The organism is Salegentibacter mishustinae (assembly GCF_002900095.1).
Classification (GTDB): Bacteria; Bacteroidota; Bacteroidia; order Flavobacteriales; family Flavobacteriaceae; genus Salegentibacter; species Salegentibacter mishustinae.
In genome coordinates, this window is sequence record NZ_LLKN01000002.1 from 1,331,223 (window position 1) to 1,349,350 (window position 18,128).

At 35.7% G+C, this 18,128-nt stretch carries 18 protein-coding genes; 9 read left to right on the forward strand and 9 right to left on the reverse strand.

Going from position 1 to position 18,128, the window contains the following annotated elements:
• Nucleotides 1-131: 131 nt before the first annotated feature.
• The 5 genes from msrA to APB85_RS08990 all read left to right on the forward strand — a co-directional run bounded on the left by msrA (nt 132) and on the right by APB85_RS08990 (nt 3,085).
• On the forward strand, nt 132-674 hold the full coding sequence (gene msrA, locus APB85_RS08970; RefSeq protein ID WP_057483031.1) for a peptide-methionine (S)-S-oxide reductase MsrA: 543 nt from the start codon (nt 132-134) through the stop codon (nt 672-674).
• 4 nt (nt 675-678) lie between these two features.
• Nucleotides 679-1,275, forward strand: a complete 597-nt coding sequence (folE, locus tag APB85_RS08975) for a GTP cyclohydrolase I FolE (protein WP_057483032.1) — start codon at nt 679-681, stop codon at nt 1,273-1,275.
• Between the two features lie 45 nt (nt 1,276-1,320).
• The gene (locus tag APB85_RS08980) at nt 1,321-1,629 is read left to right on the forward strand and encodes a hypothetical protein (protein ID WP_057483033.1); all 309 of its coding nucleotides are present in this window, start codon (nt 1,321-1,323) and stop codon (nt 1,627-1,629) included.
• A gap of 186 nt (nt 1,630-1,815) precedes the next feature.
• Nucleotides 1,816-2,664, forward strand: a complete 849-nt coding sequence (locus APB85_RS08985) for a YihY/virulence factor BrkB family protein (protein ID WP_229792222.1) — start codon at nt 1,816-1,818, stop codon at nt 2,662-2,664.
• A gap of 181 nt (nt 2,665-2,845) precedes the next feature.
• Entirely contained in the window at nt 2,846-3,085 is a 240-nt protein-coding gene (locus APB85_RS08990) for a hypothetical protein (RefSeq protein WP_103294448.1), read from the forward strand.
• Between the two features lie 96 nt (nt 3,086-3,181).
• Here the strand turns inward: APB85_RS08990 and APB85_RS08995 are convergent, their stop codons facing one another.
• The 8 genes from APB85_RS08995 to APB85_RS09030 form a co-directional block, all read right to left on the reverse strand.
• Nucleotides 3,182-5,524 (reverse strand): TonB-dependent receptor, encoded by a 2,343-nt coding sequence (locus tag APB85_RS08995; protein ID WP_057483035.1) that lies wholly within the window; start codon nt 5,522-5,524, stop codon nt 3,182-3,184.
• Between the two features lie 47 nt (nt 5,525-5,571).
• Nucleotides 5,572-5,889, reverse strand: coding sequence for a hypothetical protein (locus APB85_RS09000; protein WP_057483036.1), 318 nt, complete (start codon nt 5,887-5,889; stop codon nt 5,572-5,574).
• 6 nt (nt 5,890-5,895) lie between these two features.
• Nucleotides 5,896-6,198: a DUF6787 family protein gene (locus APB85_RS09005; protein ID WP_057483037.1), complete on the reverse strand. Its 303-nt coding sequence runs from the start codon at nt 6,196-6,198 to the stop codon at nt 5,896-5,898.
• Between the two features lie 44 nt (nt 6,199-6,242).
• Entirely contained in the window at nt 6,243-6,662 is a 420-nt protein-coding gene (locus tag APB85_RS09010) for a DUF6146 family protein (protein ID WP_057483038.1), read from the reverse strand.
• Nucleotides 6,663-6,761: 99 nt separating this feature from the next.
• The gene (locus tag APB85_RS09015) at nt 6,762-7,382 is read right to left on the reverse strand and encodes a DUF937 domain-containing protein (RefSeq protein WP_057483039.1); all 621 of its coding nucleotides are present in this window, start codon (nt 7,380-7,382) and stop codon (nt 6,762-6,764) included.
• A 64-nt stretch (nt 7,383-7,446) separates the two neighbouring features.
• On the reverse strand, nt 7,447-8,400 hold the full coding sequence (locus APB85_RS09020; protein WP_057483250.1) for a D-2-hydroxyacid dehydrogenase: 954 nt from the start codon (nt 8,398-8,400) through the stop codon (nt 7,447-7,449).
• Between the two features lie 152 nt (nt 8,401-8,552).
• Nucleotides 8,553-9,617 (reverse strand): 3-phosphoserine/phosphohydroxythreonine transaminase, encoded by a 1,065-nt coding sequence (gene serC / locus APB85_RS09025; protein WP_057483040.1) that lies wholly within the window; start codon nt 9,615-9,617, stop codon nt 8,553-8,555.
• 32 nt (nt 9,618-9,649) lie between these two features.
• Entirely contained in the window at nt 9,650-10,699 is a 1,050-nt protein-coding gene (locus tag APB85_RS09030; protein ID WP_057483041.1) for an acyl-CoA reductase, read from the reverse strand.
• A gap of 134 nt (nt 10,700-10,833) precedes the next feature.
• Here APB85_RS09030 and APB85_RS09035 point away from each other — a divergent pair, with 134 nt between their 5' ends.
• On the forward strand, nt 10,834-11,187 hold the full coding sequence (locus tag APB85_RS09035; protein WP_057483042.1) for a 4Fe-4S dicluster domain-containing protein: 354 nt from the start codon (nt 10,834-10,836) through the stop codon (nt 11,185-11,187).
• A gap of 73 nt (nt 11,188-11,260) precedes the next feature.
• On the opposite strand, the gene APB85_RS09040 is transcribed toward APB85_RS09035, so the two are convergent.
• The gene (locus APB85_RS09040) at nt 11,261-12,139 is read right to left on the reverse strand and encodes an AraC family transcriptional regulator (protein WP_057483043.1); all 879 of its coding nucleotides are present in this window, start codon (nt 12,137-12,139) and stop codon (nt 11,261-11,263) included.
• Between the two features lie 218 nt (nt 12,140-12,357).
• Here APB85_RS09040 and APB85_RS09045 point away from each other — a divergent pair, with 218 nt between their 5' ends.
• The 3 genes from APB85_RS09045 (at nt 12,358) to APB85_RS09055 (ending at nt 18,095) form a co-directional block, all read left to right on the forward strand.
• A complete protein-coding gene (locus APB85_RS09045; RefSeq protein WP_057483044.1) occupies nt 12,358-12,930 on the forward strand; it encodes a T9SS type A sorting domain-containing protein in 573 nt (190 codons plus the stop codon).
• Between the two features lie 279 nt (nt 12,931-13,209).
• Complete coding sequence (locus APB85_RS09050; RefSeq protein WP_057483045.1) at nt 13,210-17,553, forward strand: PAS domain-containing protein; 4,344 nt, start codon at nt 13,210-13,212, stop codon at nt 17,551-17,553.
• Between the two features lie 113 nt (nt 17,554-17,666).
• Nucleotides 17,667-18,095: a response regulator gene (locus tag APB85_RS09055; protein WP_057483046.1), complete on the forward strand. Its 429-nt coding sequence runs from the start codon at nt 17,667-17,669 to the stop codon at nt 18,093-18,095.
• Nucleotides 18,096-18,128: the final 33 nt, after the last annotated feature.

Here is an 18,128-nt window from a genome sequence, read left to right on the forward strand (position 1 = left end):
TTGATGATTTGGGTAAAAATGAGCTCAAATATATCATAGTTCTCAATGGAGAACAAGCTATAATTTAAATTCAAGTTAAACTCGATATTTTTGTTTATTAATACCTTAAATTTGCTAAACAAAATTAATCTATGAATTCAGAAAATTTAGAACTTGCAACTTTAGCAGGAGGTTGCTTCTGGTGTACAGAAGCAGTTTTTCAACGTTTAAAAGGAGTAGAAGAGGTGCTTTCAGGATTTACCGGGGGAAATATAAAAAATCCTGCTTATCGTGAGATAATTACCGGTAGAACCGGCCACGCAGAGGCTATTCAAATAAGGTTTAATCCTACAATTATAAGCTTTCAGGAATTATTATACGTATTCTTGGCAACACACGATCCTACAACGCTAAATCGCCAACAGAATGATGTAGGCACTCAATATAGAAGTGCGGTATTTTATCATTCTGAAAAACAAAAGGAAATAGCTGAAGAAGTAATTCAGGAACTTGAAAATAAGGAAATTTTTCAGAATAAAATTGTTACCGAAATTAGTGCAGTAAAAGATTTTTATATTGCCGAAAAGGAACACCAGGATTTCTATAACCAGCATAGGCAGCAGCCGTATTGCCAGTTTATAATAGATCCTAAAATAAAGAAACTAACAGAAGTCTTTGCGGACAAATTGAAATAGAAAGATGGCTTACAAATTTAAAGAAGAGTATAATATTGAAGTCACCGATGGGCTTCAGGAAAATTACAGAAATATCCTTGAAGGAATAGGAGAGGATATTAGCCGTGAAGGCATAGAAAAAACACCCGAAAGAGCGTCTAAAGCCATGCAATTTTTAACGCAAGGCTATAAGATGGATGGTGAAACCATTCTAAAAGAAGCCATGTTCAGGGAAAGTTATGACGAAATGGTGGTGGTAAAAGACATTGAGTTATACTCGATGTGTGAACACCATATGTTGCCTTTTTTTGGAAAGGCGCACATAGCCTACATTCCCAATGGTCATATAGTAGGTTTAAGCAAATTGCCAAGGGTGGTGGATGTTTTTGCCAGAAGGTTGCAGGTACAGGAACGTTTAACCCATGATATTCTTGAATGTATAAATAAAACTATGAAACCAAAAGGAGTTGCTGTGGTGATAGAAGCTGTGCATATGTGTATGATGATGCGCGGTGTGCAGAAACAGAATAGTGCTACCACGACTTCAGGATTTAGGGGACAGTTTGAAAAAATAGAAACCAGGAATGAATTCTTAAAACTTATCAGCTCAAATCTTAAATAGTGACTTGGCACTTTATTTGCTTTATTATGTTTAAAAGCAATCAAAATGAAACTTTTAAAAGATAGATTATTTATAAAAGGCCTTATTTACGATGCGGTAGGTATGGCTACTATGGCGATTCCTTTGGTGGGGCCGTTTTTAGATTTATTATGGGCACCATTTGCTGCCAGGAAAATGGGCGAGATGTATCCCGGTAAAAAAGGAAAAGTGGCATCGGTATTAGTATTTTTAGAAGAGATTTTACCTGGAACAGATATTATTCCAACCTTTACATTAATGTATTTCTATACTTTTGTTTGGGGCAAAAACAAACAAGGAGATAACCGAGTTATAGATGTTGAAATTATAGAATAAAATTTCAACATAGTTCTAATATAATTTAAGAAAGATCCCATAATTGGGATCTTTTTTTGTTTTAATATAAATTATTTAAAAACTCTTTAACAGCTATATTTCTATGATTTAGAGCTCATTTATGTACTTTATTAGGGAACAGAGATTGAATGCTCTGAAGTAGTTTACTCAAAAATAATTTTTAATATGTCAAAATTTGAAAACGGCAGGCCAGAAATTTCTAAACCTTCCAAAATATCATTTTCTGGATGGAAGAAAATAGCTTTTACAATAAAAGACAAAATAGAGGAAAACAACCTGGGGATTGTATCGGCTGGTGTAGCTTTCTATTCATTTCTAGCCATTTTTCCTGCTATAATGGCTTTGGTTTCTATCTATGGTCTGGCGGTAAGTCCGGCTCAAATTGAACATCAATTAACTCAAATTGGGTCTATGATTCCGGAGCAAGCTTTTGGAATTGTAGAGGAAAGGTTGCAGGGATTTATTTCTACTTCGGGAAGTACTCTCGGTTGGGGTATGGCCTTCGGGATTCTTTTTAGTATTTGGAGTGCCAATAAGGGAATGAAATCATTGTTCAAGGGTGTAAATGTAGCTTACGCTACCCGAAGTAAACGTGGCTTTATAAAAGAAAATGCACTTACCTTACTATTTACTTTTGGAGCTATAATACAGATAATTCTAAGTATGGCTTTAATTGTAGCTTTTCCGGCTATTGTAGGCGAATTTGGTTTGCCTAAAAATATTGAAATCCTAATTAACTGGCTGCGTTGGCCTCTTTTAGCCATAACTGTGGGGTGCTTCCTTTGTGTTATTTATAAATATGCACCACAAAGAACTAATCCTAAACTAAAGTGGGTAATTCCCGGTGCGCTGGTTGCTACTATTTTGTGGCTGATAGCTTCCTGGGGTTTTTCATTCTACGTAAGTAACTTCGGAAGTTATGGTGAAGTTTATGGCTCTATTGCTGCCGTAGTTATTTTGATGCTATGGCTTTCTATAACCGTGTTTTACGGTTTTATTAGGAGCTCAAATTAATTCTGCTTCAGAAAGGTATGCCAGGAAACTTACTTCTTTTAGTTAATAGCTGCCCTGAATTCTATAAATAAACTTCATATCGTTAAAACTGTGTTATTTGAAATCTCTTTAACGCTTATACTATAAAATTACTGCGACATTTATACTACCGACAATGGTATCAACCAGTAAACATACAATTATGAATAATCAAGTAGTAGAAAAAGGTATAAAATGGCTTAAAAGAGCTGTTATTCTTAAAGCGGGTAAAGCTATCCTGAAAAAACCGGCAAGTGCACTGGGAGTTGGAGCATTGGCCGCGGGAGCAGGAATTGCTGCTTACAGCATTATCAAGAAAAGAAAAAAGAACGATTTAACTCATATAGACAATATTGAAGACAATAATCCTGAAGTAGAAGGAAAAAAGAAAATAGTAGTATAAATAATTGCTAAATAAAAAAAAGTCCTCACAGGTTTCAAAAACTTGAGAGGACTTTTTTGTTTATAGCCAAGCTGGTTTAGCTTATTATACAAACTATTATAGCAACCATCTAACGGAAACCGAAATGTTTCTCCCAATATTTGAAATGCCATCAGGTTTTAAACGGGAAAGATGTGAGATATAATCTTTATTTAAAATATTATTTCCACTTACTCCAATTATCATTTCAGTTGAATTAATAGCAAACTGTCCTCCAAATCCGGCACCTAGAAGACCGTAGCCTCCGGTTCTGGTTTCAAAAGCACTCACATTATTTTGATCAAAAACATTTTTTAATCGAATAAATGCATATTTGCTATAAATTTTTTCATCTACGTCTTCAAACTCTACTCTAAAAGTATTGGTTAAAGAGTTCGCCGGAATTAATGGTAGGTATTCACCATTATTTCTTTTTCCAGTCACTGTTTCGAAACTACTTTCCAGGTGTAACCAATCTAATGGGTGAGGGTGAATGTGAAGCCCGATTTCTCCACCATACAATTCAGCATTATTCTGTGTATACTCAAAAACGGGATTTACTTCAATCAATTCTCCGGTGGGTTGTAAGTAGATATAATCGCTTATTGAGTTATGAAAACCGTTTACGAAAGCTTCAAAATGCTTATTTCTCCATTCTAAAGATAGATCTACCTGGAAATTTTGTTCGTTTTCAAGGGTTTGATCTCCAATTTCATATCTATTAGTCCCGTGGTGAGCTCCATTAGAAGTCAGTTCAGATAGGTTAGGAGCTCTAAAACCAGTAGCAAGATTTAAACGAGCACTTAGTCTATCTGTAATAATATATTTTGCCCCTATGGCTCCATTTATACTTTTGTAAGACCTATCTACAGCTGCAATTTCTCCGCTTTCGTGGGCGTGTTCACCCTCGTCTGCATATTCTTCTTCACTGTGTTCATCTTCGTGAGGCTCTACCGCTTCGCTATCGATATTTCGTATATCATATCTAAGTCCTCCTTGAAAATCCCACTTATCAAAATGCACGTGGGTAGTAGCAAATACGCCAAAATCTGTAGTTGTTGCATCGGGAATTAAAATCTCTTCACCGTAATTTGTATTGGTTTGGTGCATTCCCTGAACTCCCAAGATGGTTTCAAACCTTCCAGTTCGTGGTAAAATATATTTTAAGTTATAATTTAAAGTTTCAAGATGCATCTCTAACGCAGGATGATCTACACCTTCTTCTTCGTGCTCTTCTTCAGCGTGTTCTTCCTCACCTTCGTGCTCATGTTCCTCTTCTCCGTGTTCTTCGTGATGATGTTCTTCAAATTCTTTTCGGTCATTATATTGATAACCAATCTTAAAATCCAGACTTGATTTGTTGAAGTAAATCTTGTTTTCTAAACTTAGAATATGATTATCTATTTCCTGATAGGGAAGAAGAGGGGCTTTATCTGTAGATTGTACACCAATCTCTTCCGGAATTCCAATATTAGATTTATTGAAATTGTACCTTAAATCGGTTTTGAATTTAGCATCCTGGTAACCAATTCCGGCTTTAAAATCGGTTTCATTAAAACGGGTATTGGTAACTCTTTCACCATCTCCTGTCTCATAATCACTATGCGCGGCATAACTCCCCCGAGCAAGAAACTTCAATTTTTCTCCTGAAGTCTTGGCCATCAAACTTCCCTGGTAACCCTGGGTATTGCTAAAATAATTAACGTCTGCTTCAGCATTGGTTTCATTTTCTGCAGCATAGCGTTCAGGGTTTAGATAAAGTACCCCACCAATAGCGTCACTCCCATAGAGTAGGGAAGCGGGACCTTTTATAACCTCAACACTTTCTATTCCTTTAGAGCTTATTCCCAGCCCGTGTTCATCCCCATATTGTTGATTTTCCAACCGTACGCCCTGGGTGTAGACCAAAACGCGATTAGAACTCAAACCACGTATCACAGGTTTGCCAATTCCCACGCCGGTGGTTAAGCTTTCTACCCCGGCAATTTGTGTAATCCCATCGCTTAAAGTGATCGCACCTTTTCGGTTTAATTCTTCCACATTTTCACGCTCTACCCGCATTACATTTTCACTTTGTAACTGGTGAAAAGGAGTAGAGACGATCACTTCTTCCATTTCTATGGCAGATTTTTCTAAAGTGATGTTTAAACTTGAAGTTTCAGGGAAATCCAGTTCATTAGAGTAAGTCGCGAATCCTACCGATGAAACCACAACTTTAAATTTTCCATTAGGAATATTCTGTATGCTAAAATTTCCATCAATATCGGTCATATCGCCTTTACCGAGTTCTGGGAAATAAATATTTGCGCTAAATACTGGTTCTCCGGTTTCAGCATTGTTAATATTGCCAGAGAAAGTATTCTGAGCATATATAATAGGACTCACTGCTAAGAATAGCAATGAGAAAAGTAAACTTTTCATAGTAATTTTTTAAATAATTGTACTTCTAACAAATAAAAATCGAAATGTTAGGCAGTCGCTGGCGGACCGCGAAGCTGGAAAGGTAGCTTCTGATAATCACTTAAAAATTGATAAAAATCGAAGAATTGTTTTTTTACCTGCTTTTCTACAAAAGGTTCAAAATTAATGAAGTTGGCAACTAGTGCAGGGTTTTTATGAAAAGAGTGTAATTCACAGTCAATGCTGCTTGCATGAAAATGCTCATCGGCATAATTATAACACAATTCGTGCCCGTGCCCGCTAAAGATATGCGAGAAGCTAATAGCCGCGGGAATTAAAAGTAAAACTCCCAGTGAGATGGCGAATATGTGTTTAAAGATCTTCAAAAAAAATTATTGAAATAACTTAGCAAGTCCCATTCTACTTAACATTTTCTTCTGGAAAGACCAAAAGAACTGAAACTGGCCAAAGATCCAGCCGAAGCTAACCAATAATACCTGGTAAATTGGAAAAATCAGGAAAATTCTGGCACTCCAATAAACGGCCCAATGGGAAGTGGTTTCATAAATACCTAAAAAATTACATAGGGGTTCAGCTAATTTAGCCGATGTAGATCCCGTAATAGCGAATACTATAAGAATTATAAATATTTGCCAATTAGAATCAATACCCCAACGCGCTTTTAATTTATTCATACGACAAAAGTACTAAAAGCATTCAAGAATTAAAATAAACACTGTTAAATGCGTGTAGGGACAGAGAATTTTTGGTTATAGTGCCTGCTAAAAAAGACAAAATAATTGTACAACAAGTAATTCACTTCGTAACCATAATCTATGGAAGGATTATAATTTATTTCCTGAAGATAGAGATCAGGATTATAATTCTGCGGCTGGCTTACCCGTTGATTAAATTCTGATACCAAAAATCTATTTTTGTTTTCTAAATACTGCTGAGAGTAATAACCTTCAGGTCTCGCGATGGAATTTATAAATAAATTAAAACCGGGCTCAATGATAATTATTTCATATTCTAAACTATCATTAGCAATACGCACGGTGTCCTGATTAGTTTGAGAATCCCCAAGTTTTCTATCCCTTGTGCTTCCACAACTGTAAACAAATAATCCTAATAATATTATATATATGAAATTTTTCATTCTTGTTCTTTAACTCAGCTTGTGAGCTTATTTTTTTAATTGAAACTTACTTTTAAAGGTGTTCAGTAAACAAAATAGGACAAAAATTATACCTTATTTTTATTTACCACCCAACATACCGCCAAGCAAACTTCCACCTTTTTTTCCTTTTTTGCCGCCCAGTACCATTCCTGCGACATCGTCTATCACGCTACCGTCGCCATCGGCATCTAATAAAGTTTCCACTAAAGATTGATCGTGGGAAGAATTGGATCCCATAACAGAGCCTAGTAAGTCAGATAATCCTGAAGCGCCTATATTATCTTTTCGCTTTTGTTGCCCTAATAGCCCCATTATAACAGGAGCAGCCATTTCCAAAATTTTGTTTACAGAAGTTTCGTCCATATTTAAAGCTCCGGCAATGGTTTTACTTATTCCGATTTGCCTGGAACCCAGCACGTGGTTTAAAATCTTACTGCCTTCGCCGGTAAGTTCTTCAGCATCTTTTTCTTCCAGGTTGTTTAAGACGTCACCATTATGTTTTTCGCTCTGTAAGGCTTTATCTAAATTTTCAGCACCTTCCGGATCTTTAGTGTTTCGCTTCATCGCACCAAGAATTAATGGCAAAGCCATTCCAAGGGCTGATGTCACTTTTCCCTTATCTTCAGAAGTTTTTGAACTGGCTTTCTTTACCAGTTCTTCTCCCATTTGTGTGTTCAGTAAATCTAATATAGAAGCCATAAATTATTTTTTTATTGAATTTACGGCTTTTAACCAGTATGAGGCGTTAAAGCTTTACTATAATCTACTTTTTAAAGTGTGAAATTATTTGTTGAGCAAGTTCTAAACCTATACGCTCCTGTGCCTCAAGAGTAGAAGCGCCAATGTGCGGACTCAAAGAAAGCTTTTCGTTCATCAACAATTTTATGGCCGGTCTTGGTTCTGCTTCAAAAGTGTCTAAACCAGAAAATGAAACCTTACCTTCTTCTATAGCCTCCAAAAGTGCTACTTCATCTATTACGCCGCCGCGGGCGGTATTAATTATACCAACTCCGGGTTTCATCGCATCCAGCTCCTTCTTGCCAATTAATGGTTTAGTTTGCGCAGGTACGTGCAGCGTTATAAAATCTGAATGTTTTATGAGTTCTTCAACAGGCTCAGTTTTAATGGGTATTTCTATACTTTGATGATTGTAAAATTCTAAAGTGATTTTTACTTCTCCTACTTCCTTATCGCTCGCAATTACTTTCATTCCGAGGCCTAAGGCTATTTTGGCGACTTCTCTACCAATTCTTCCAAAACCAATAATTCCCAGCGTTTTTCCTCTAAGTTCTATTCCTGCGGAATAAGATTTCTTTAATTCTTTAAAGCGCGATTCACCTTCCAGGGGCATATTCCTATTGGCATCGAATAATTTTCTAACTCCGCTAAAAAGATGGGCAAAAACAAGTTCTGCCACAGAAGCTGAAGCTGCCTGGGGTGTATTAATAACTTTTATGCCTTTGCTTTCAGCATAGTCTACGGCAATGTTATCTAAACCAACGCCGCCACGACCTATTACTTTTAAATTCTTACACGCATCTATAACAGCCTTATCTACCGTGGTGGCACTACGTACCAATAAAACTTTTATGCCTTTAGAATTAATATAATCGGCAAGTTGTTCCTGGGCAACTTTGGTGCTAACAACTTCAAATCCTGCGTTTTCAAGCTGTTCTATTCCAGCTTTTGCAAGACCATCGTTGGCCAAAATTTTAATCTTTTCAGGTTGAGTTGGAGTAGTAGGTTTATTAAAAAAATCTTCAGGTTTCATTTATTTTATAATTTAATCCCTGTATGGGAATTTTCAGGAATATATTTTCCTGTACGTTTTCAGTTTATTAATACTATTTCAGCTGGTTTTAGGCTTTTTTAGGACTGTTTTTCGAGCTTTTGCATGGTTTCAACCAGTACTTTTACGCTTTCAATATCTAAGGCGTTATACATAGAAGCCCGATACCCTCCAACACTTCTGTGACCGTTAAGTCCGTTAATGCCGGCATCTTTCCAAAGTTTGTCAAAATCTTCTTTCTTGCTTTCGTCTACAAGATTAAAAGTGGCATTCATTGTAGACCTGTCTTCAACTTCAGCAAAACCTTTAAAAAGCGGATTTCTATCTATTTCTTTATAAAGTAGATCGGCTTTTTCGGTATTTCGTTTTTCCATGGCTGCAATTCCGCCGTGATTTTTAATCCATCTTAGGGTTAAAAGCGAAACATACACCGCGTAAACAGCCGGAGTGTTAAACATACTATCTTTTTCCAGGTGTACATTGTAATTGAGCATAGATGGAATTTCACGATCAACTTTTCCTAAAATATCTTCTTTAATTACCACGAGTGTAGTTCCCGCAGGGCCCATATTTTTTTGAGCGCCCGCATAAATAAGATCGAATTTTGAAAAATCGAGTTCCCTGGAAAATATATCGCTACTCATGTCACACACCAATTGGGCATCAACATCAAGGAAATCTTTTATTTGCGTTCCGAAAATGGTGTTATTGCTGGTGCAATGAAAATAATCTACATCAGAAGGAATTTGATAATTCTTTGGGATATAATTGAAGTTTTTATCTTTAGAAGAGGCCACTTCAACTACTTCGCCAAAAATTTTCGCTTCTTTTATCGCTTTAGAAGACCAGGTACCGGTATTTAGATAAGCTGCTTTTTTAATCAGTAAGTTATAAGCCGTCATTAGAAATTGCATACTGGCACCTCCTTGCAAAAACAAGGCTTTATAGCCTTTATTTTGAAGCCCTAAAAGTTCCAGAGAAAGGTTTCGGGCTTCTTCCATCACGTCTACAAAAGCTGTGCTACGATGGGAAATTTCCATAATAGACAAGCCTGAATCCTGGTAATTTAAAATGCCCTGAGCCGCTTCTTTAAAAACTTCCTGCGGTAAAATACAGGGCCCGGCGCTATAATTATGTTTTTTCATAGTTGGTTTATAAAAGTGGTTAGTCTTATGTTTTAAAGTTCTTCTAAAAATTTTAAAGTATCTACGCCATCAGCATAATCCCATAATTTTGGTTGTTGGGTTTGGCCAAAATCAACTTCAGCATTTGTTCCTACAACGCATTGCAGGTTTTCTTTATTTTGCTCAAGCTTTTCCTGTAATTCCTTTTCATCCTCATATTTTTCATAAAACAAGGTGGCGATAGGGGAACCAAAACTTTCGTCTTCTTTTAGAATAAGAAATCCGTTTTCCAGCAATTTAAATTCACTCATTAAATACACTGCTTTATTATAATCGTAGTTATTGGAGTATTTAGCTGAATTCAATAAAGTATTCCACGGGTACATCGCCTTAAAGAAAGCATCAAAATTATAGTTTTCGGGAACATAAAGTTTAGAAACATTGCGGCAACCTAAACCAAAATATCTAAAAACATCTTCGCTTAGAGCTTCCAGTTCTTCTTTACTTTCATTACCGGTAAGAATGGCAACCGAATTTCGGTTTTTTCTTATGATATTAGGTTTCCCAGAGAAATAATACTCAAAATAGCGTGCGGTATTGTTACTTCCGGTAGCGATTACCGCATCAAAATTGGTAAGTTTATCTTCAGTAAATCTTATTCGTTCTTCAAATTCTGGCGCTATATTCATTAGAAACCCGGCAATTACCGGTAACAATTGTTTATCGTTAGAAGATTGTTTTACCAGTACTTTATGCCCTGAAATTAAAACCGAAACAAAATCGTGAAATCCAACTAATGGAATATTGCCGGCCATAATAATGGCTACGGTTTTTTGTTCTGGTTTATCGAATTTATAAGGTTCAAGCCATTGGTCCAAATTGCTTTGCGTTAGCGCTTTGCTCCATTGCTGAAGTGAAAAAATCACGTTTTCTCGAGTAAACCAGCCATTATAATGAACAGCCTGATCAATTTTATTAATTAATTCATTAAAAAATCTTTCGTTTTCAGGCGTTATTTTTATTGAATTATTAGTGGCATCCCCAAAAAGACTCAGGAATTTTCCCACTTGAACAAAATATGATTTTCTTTCTTCGATTGTCATTTCCTTATTTGGTTATGATAGCCAATGGCTTTAAATTTGTAGCGCGAAATTAAAACTTAAGGCGGCAAACTCCTAAAAAACGACGGGAAATACCAACTAAGTTTTATGATAATTAAATTACAAAGAAAAAAGCTATGGCAATTGTTATAACAGATGAGTGCATAAACTGCGGTGCTTGCGAGCCCGAGTGTCCAAATACAGCAATTTACGAAGGTGCAGATGACTGGCGTTATGCCGATGGTACAGACCTGGAAGGTAACGTAGTACTACCCAACGGGAAAGAAGCCGATGCTAACGAAGCCCAGGAACCTATTAGCGATGAGATCTATTATATTGTACCAGATAAGTGTACAGAATGTAAAGGATTTCACGAAGAACCACAATGTGCTGCGGTTTGCCCGGTAGATTGTTGTGTACCAGATGATGAACACGTAGAAAGCGAAGAAGAATTACTCGCCAAGCAGAAATTTATGCACGAGAACGAATAATTTCTGCTGAATTTAGAATATAAAAGATCCCGTTTTAGTTGAAATGGGATCTTTTTTTATATAATAGAAATGCTTATGAAACCGCGAACTTAATCTCATTACGATAAACCGAAGGTGACTTGCCGGTAAACTTTTTAAACTGCTTGTTAAAGTGACTAAAATTATTAAAGCCACTTTCAAAGCACACATCGGTGATACTTATTTGCTTTTCGTGTAGTAATTTTGCAGCGTGTACCAGGCGATATTCGTTCACGAATTGTACAAAAGTTTTTCCAGTCGTTTTTTTGAAATATCTACAAAAAGCCGGCACCGTCATACTCACCACATCGGCAATTTCTTCCAGGGCAATATTTCTTTTAAACTCGTTCTTTACAAAATTAAAGATCACGTTAATTCTATTGTGATCTTCAAGTTCGGTATCCAGTACAAAGCCTTCGGCATTTAAAAGCGTAAAATCTTTTGCATTTTCCAGCATATTAAGAACATCTAGCAAACCCAGTAGCCTTTTATAGTTAGTTAATGAGCTTAAGGCTTCTATTTTTTCCCCAATAAGGTTTTTATCTTCTCCGTGAAAAACAATTCCATTTTTGGCCCGCTCAAGTAAAACCCGCACATTTCTCATTTCAGGAATTTCCCAGAAATTTTTTCCGAGGAAATCGGGACTAAATTGTATTACGGTTTCCTTATCGTTATCGGTTAAACTATCTGTAAAGCCGCAATGCGGCAGGTTAGAGCCAATTAGAATAAGATCACCGTGTTGATAGTATGAAATGTGACTTCCAATTTGCCTTTTTCCCGAGCCCCCATTTACATAAACAAGTTCAATTTCTGGATGGTAGTGCCAAAAAGTATGATTTCTGTTTTGATTCTCCTGGTTAAAACTTTTAAAGGAAAATGAACTTCCAAAGCTTGGATCGACTTTTTCAAAAGAAGGTTTACTAATTTTTACCATATTGTCAATAAATTAACTTTTATATAATGTGCACTTAATATTCCACTCTAAAACAAAATTAACTCAAAAATATGCTATTTGTACAATAATTAAGTATTAAATAATTGTAAAGGTTAATAATGAACATTTTCTTGTTTATTCACTACTATTCTAAAGGGAAACCCTGGCTTATCTTTGTAAATGAATACAAGGAGTATTAACAGTTAAAAAACAGTATTATGAAAAAACTATTGAAAAATTCGTTATTGCTAGTAGCTTTAATTACAGGAATAAATATTTATGCAGCTGATCGTGTGGAGGTTAGTGTAAAAGAAGAGCAAACTCTTATTATAGAGTTAGATGAGGTAAGTACTATAAGTTTAAAAGACATTTCTGGCTTTATCTTATTTAAAGATAGCCCGGCATTAGATGGCAATTACAGTAAACAAATTGATTTTAGTCGAATTCCTGCCGGAACTTATTTCTTAAATACTGAAGATCTTAATGGTGTTTATACTACGGTAATTAAAAAATCTTCTAGCGGGATTAGAATTGAAGCTAAAACAGCAGCCGTAGTGTTTAAGCCTATTTATAAGGTTAACGATAAAGAGGTGAAGTTTTTCCTGACTAATCCTTCAAAAACTTATGCCAGCCTAAGAGTATACGATGCCAGTGGTGAGTTAGTTGGAGAGATGAGAGAGAAAACTTACACTATGAATAAAACACTTGACTTTTCAAAAATGCCAAAAGGTGAATATATTTTTAAAGTAAGTGTTTCTGGCGAGGTTTTTACTGAAAAACTAGCTATTTAATTAAGCTGATTGCATTAAACAAAAGCAGGGATTTAAGCCATAAATTCCTGCTTTTTTTATGTCTAATTTAAATGTTTGAGGAGCAGCTCAAGGTCAGGAGGTAGTGGAAGTATTCTTTTGAATGAAATAGAATTATTTTATGTTTTCTTATAAAACCGAAGTACTAAGTATAAGCTTCGGTTTTTTTGTGCCAGGCTGTTAAATTATTTCAAAGATTTTAAGTATTTTCAGCCTGAAATGGAGTTTTGTATCCATAGTGAAATTCGTAATTAGCCTACAATGATAAGCCCTGACCAATTAAAGGAAATATTCCAGTCTTTTCCAGACAACTGTGTGTTATTAAAACCAGATTTGCCGAGATTCAATATAATTGAGGTTAATCGTTCTTTTGAAGAAATTACCGGAATCAAAAAGGAAAAGCTTTTAGGGAGTGATCTAATAGAATTTTTTACCGGTGAGAGCGTAGGTAAGGAATTTGAAGATATACTTTCTTCCTCTTTGCAAAATGCAATGGAATCTGGAAAGCCAGATCATATTTCATCGTTTAGATACGATCTAACCGACTCGGAGACCGGAACTTTACAGCGTAAATTCTGGGAGGCAGATAATATTCCTGTTACAAACGATAAAGGGGAAACCGACTTTATATTGCACCGTCTTCGGGATATTACGCATACCGTTGTAGCTAAAGAAAAAGAGCAAAATTCCTTAAAAAATCTTAGAGATAATGAAAATCTATTAAAGGAAACTCAGGAGTTAGCGCAAATAGGAAGCTGGGAATTAGATCTAGAAGAAGATAAGCTTCATTGGTGCAATATGCTTAAGAAGATTCACGAAGTTCCACATAATTATATCCCTAAACTGGAGACTGCCATAGCTTTTTATAAATCAGATAAAGATAAAGCCATAATAAGTGATGCGGTTTCCAACGCTATTGAAACTGGAAAGGGTTTTGACCTTGAACTGGAAATAGTTACCGCTAAAAATAACGATAAGTGGATTAGGGCTACCGGAAAGGCAGAGTTAAGAAATGGAAAGTGTATTCGTCTATACGGCGCTACCCAGGATATTACTGCTCGAAAATTGGTTGAAACCAGGCTTAAGCATATAAACGATAATATTCCCGGAGTTGTATTTAGATATAAACTTAAACCTAACGGTGAGGATGAATTAATGTATGTGAGTGAAGGAGCGAAAGAGGTTTGGGGTGTTTCTGCAGATGAGGCTACTCTCGATAATAAAAGAGTATGGGATTTATACAGTAAAGAAGATTTTGAATATGTGAACCAAACTATTATGGAGTCTGCTAAAAATTTGCAGGTCTGGTCCAAAGAATGGCGAATAAACCACCCAGATAAAGGGATTAGGTGGAATAGAGGAATTGGAGCTCCTCAAAAACTTTCTGACGGAAGCATAGTTTGGGATTCTATAGTGCTTGATGTAACCGAAGAAAAAGTAGCTTACGAATTATTGGAGATCAATGAATCCAGGCAGAGTAGTTTGCTGGATTCGCAGACTAATTATGTGATTAGAACAGATATTTACGGAAATTATACTTATTACAATAATAAATTTAAGGAAGATTTTGGTTGGATACACGAAAAATCTGGCGTAATAGGAGATAACTGCATGGTTGCTGTAATTGAAGAAGATAGGCCTAAAGTTGAAGCTACAGCCCTAAAGTGCCTGGAAAACCCTAACGAAACCTTTCAAATAGAAATAGGGAAACCAAGACGTGATGGGAAGGTGCGCACTACAGTTTGGGATTTTGTAGCTCTTACTGATGCTGAAGGGAATCCTACAGAAATTCAATGTATAGGAATAGATATTTCAAAGAAAAAAGAGGCCGAAATTGCTTTGAATAAAGCAAAGGAACAGTACGAAGGATTGATACAGAGTATTGAAGGTGTTTTTTGGGAACTGGATATTGAAACTTTTGAATTCACTTTTGTAAGTAGGCAGGCTATAGACCTTATAGGAATTGAACCTTCCAAATGGTATAATGATCCTAAATTCTGGGAAGAACACATTCATCCTGAAGATAGGGAATATGCCATCAATTTCTGTATGAATCAGGTTAGAGAAGAAAAAAACCACAGTTTTGAATATAGGATGCTAAAAGGGGATGGCAGTTATGTTTGGGTAAGTGATGTGGTTTCAATAGTTAAAGAAAATGGAAAGGTAAAGTGGCTTAGAGGTATAATGACCGATATTTCAAAGAGGAAACTCGCAGAAGAGCAGCTTCAGCTTAGTGAGCAACGTTTTAAAGGCCTGGTGCAGGAGGGGGGAGATCTTATTGCTTTATTAGATGAAAATGGGGATTATTTGTATGCCAGCCCTACTTCCATTTCCGTATTGGGATATACTCCTGAGGATTTCAGTAATCGAAATGCTTTTGAGTTTGTTCACCCGGAAGATGTGGAAAGAGTTCAGGAGAAATTTGAAAAGATTTTATTTAAGAAAAGGATAGAAATAAGTCCGTTTAGATTTAGCCATAAAAATGGTGGCTGGCGTTGGTTGGAAACTACGGTAACCAACCTTATGGACGACCCAGCTGTAAAAGGTTTTGTTGCAAATTCCAGGGATGTTACCGAAAAATTGCGTTTTCAGGAACTGGAATACCTGGAGCGCAAAATCCTGGAAATGAACTTTAAAAAAGGTTTAAGACTAAAGCAAATTTTGAATTTTTACCTCGAAAAATTAGAGGTTATAAATCCTAATGCTTTTTTCATTATACAGAAATTGGAAAATGGCAAATTACATAATTGGGCTTCTGGAGGCACCCCTCTAACTTTGGTTGATGCCCTGGAGGGGCGATCAATAAAGGAGGAAAATGGAATTTGTTCGTTAAGCTTTAAGGGAAAAGAATCAAATATCTTAAAAACAAAAGATGCAATAGATTCACCATTGAAAACCATAGCTTTAGAAAATAAAATTGATTGTTGTTGGTCTTTTCCTATTATAGATTCAAAAGGAGAAACGCTGGGAATATTTTCTGTTTTCTATAAAAATGATCCCTTACCAGAGAAAATCCAGGAGAAAAGAACTATTAGGAGAACAATTGGGCTGCTACAATTAATTATAGAATTTCATCTTAATGAGATCGCCTTAAAACGAAGTAACCAGCGTTTCGAATTTGTAAATAAAGCTACCGAAGATGCTATTTATGATTGGGATGCTATAAACGATGAATTACAATGGGGAGATGGTTTTTATAAAATGTTTGGCTATGAGCGTGACGGCAAACATTCTAACTTAGATAAATGGAGTTCTGGTGTGCATCCCGATGATGTTGCTGCAGTAGAACGAGATCTGGAAGCCAGCCTAAAAAATACTAATATAAATAGATGGTTTTCTGAATATTGCTTCAGGAAAGCTGACGGAAGTTACCTTGATATTATTGAAAGCGGGTATATTATTAGGAATGAAGAGGGCGAAGCGATAAGAATGATAGGGGTTTTACGTGATGTCACCAATATAAAAGCCTACGAGAAAGAACTTGAAAATGCGAATGAAAGATACCGTTTTGCCACAAAAGCAACCTCAGATGCTATTTGGGACTACAATGCCGAGGATGAAAGTGTAGTTTGGGGTGCCGGTTTTGAAAATTTATTTGGTTTCAAACTCAAAAATTTAAAGCCAGACCTTAGCCCGTGGTACGAAAATATTCATCCCGATGATCGCAAAAGAATTGATGAAAGCTTTCAACAAGCAGTAAGTGATAATACTGAGATTTGGGAAGAGGAGTATAGATTTAAAAATGTTCACGGGCAATATCTAGATGTTTTTGACCGGGGCTTTATAGTTAGGGACAAAAATGGAATAGCCAAAAGAATGGTTGGAGCAATGCAGGATATCACCCGCAAGAAACAGTATGAAAATTCACTTGAAAAATTAAATTTAGACTTAAAAAAGCGGGCTAAAGAACTTGCAATTTCTAATGCCGAATTAGAGCAATTCGCCTATGTGGCTTCTCACGATCTCCAGGAACCTTTAAGGATGGTAACCAGTTTTCTTACCCAATTAGAAAAGAAGTATGGTGATGTTTTAGATGAAAAAGGTTTGTTGTATATAGATTTTGCGGTAGATGGCGCAAAAAGAATGCGGCAAATTATCCTGGATCTTTTAGAGTTTTCCAGGGTAGGGAGAACCGAAGATAAATTGGAGACAGTTGATATAAATGATGTTCTGGATGATGTAAAACACCTTTATCGAAAAAAGATTTCAGATAAAAAAGTAAAAATTATAACCGAAACCCTTCCGGTAATAGAAGCACCTAAAAGCCCGATAAGACAGGTTTTTCAGAATTTAATTAGTAACGCTATAAAATATAGTAAAGAAGGTATAAGTCCGGAAATAAACATAAAACACAACGAAACTGAAGATTTCTGGGAGTTTACTATTCAAGACAATGGGATTGGAATAGAGCAGGAATATTTTGATCGTATTTTTGTAATATTTCAGCGCTTGCATCGCCGTGAAGAATATTCCGGTACCGGAATGGGGCTTGCAGTGACGAAAAAGATCATAGAAAATCTTGGCGGTAAAATATGGCTGGAATCCCTGGAAGGTGAAGGGACCAAATTTCATTTTACAATTTCAAAAAGTATTGCTAAATTGTAATATAATTCTTACATTTTAACTCTTATTGTTAATTAAAGTAATAAGGATTTTGGTTAAGCATTATTAATATCCTTATATTATACTATTAAAATTTTTAAAAGAATTTTATTGCTATGGAATCTATACATATACTTTTAGTTGAAGATAATGAAGGAGATATAATCTTAACTACAGAGGCTCTTGAAGAAGGTAGAATTCTCAACAAGTTAAGTGTGGTTAGAGATGGAAGGGAAGCCGTAGATTTTTTAAATAAAGATGGAGCTTTTAAAAAAGCACTTACTCCAGATCTGATTCTATTAGACGTGAATCTTCCAAAAATGAATGGGCACGAAGTATTAAAATATATAAAGCAACACGAGAAATTAAAAAAGATACCGGTAATAATGCTTACCACTTCCTCATCCCAGGAAGACATTGATAACTCGTATCAAAATTATGCCAACTGTTATATCACAAAACCTATAGAAGTTGGCGATTTTATGAAAGCCATTAATCAAATTGAAGAGTTTTGGGTAAATTTGGTAAAACTTCCTTCTAAATAGTTATTTTCCCTTAAAATTATAATTAACATTAAA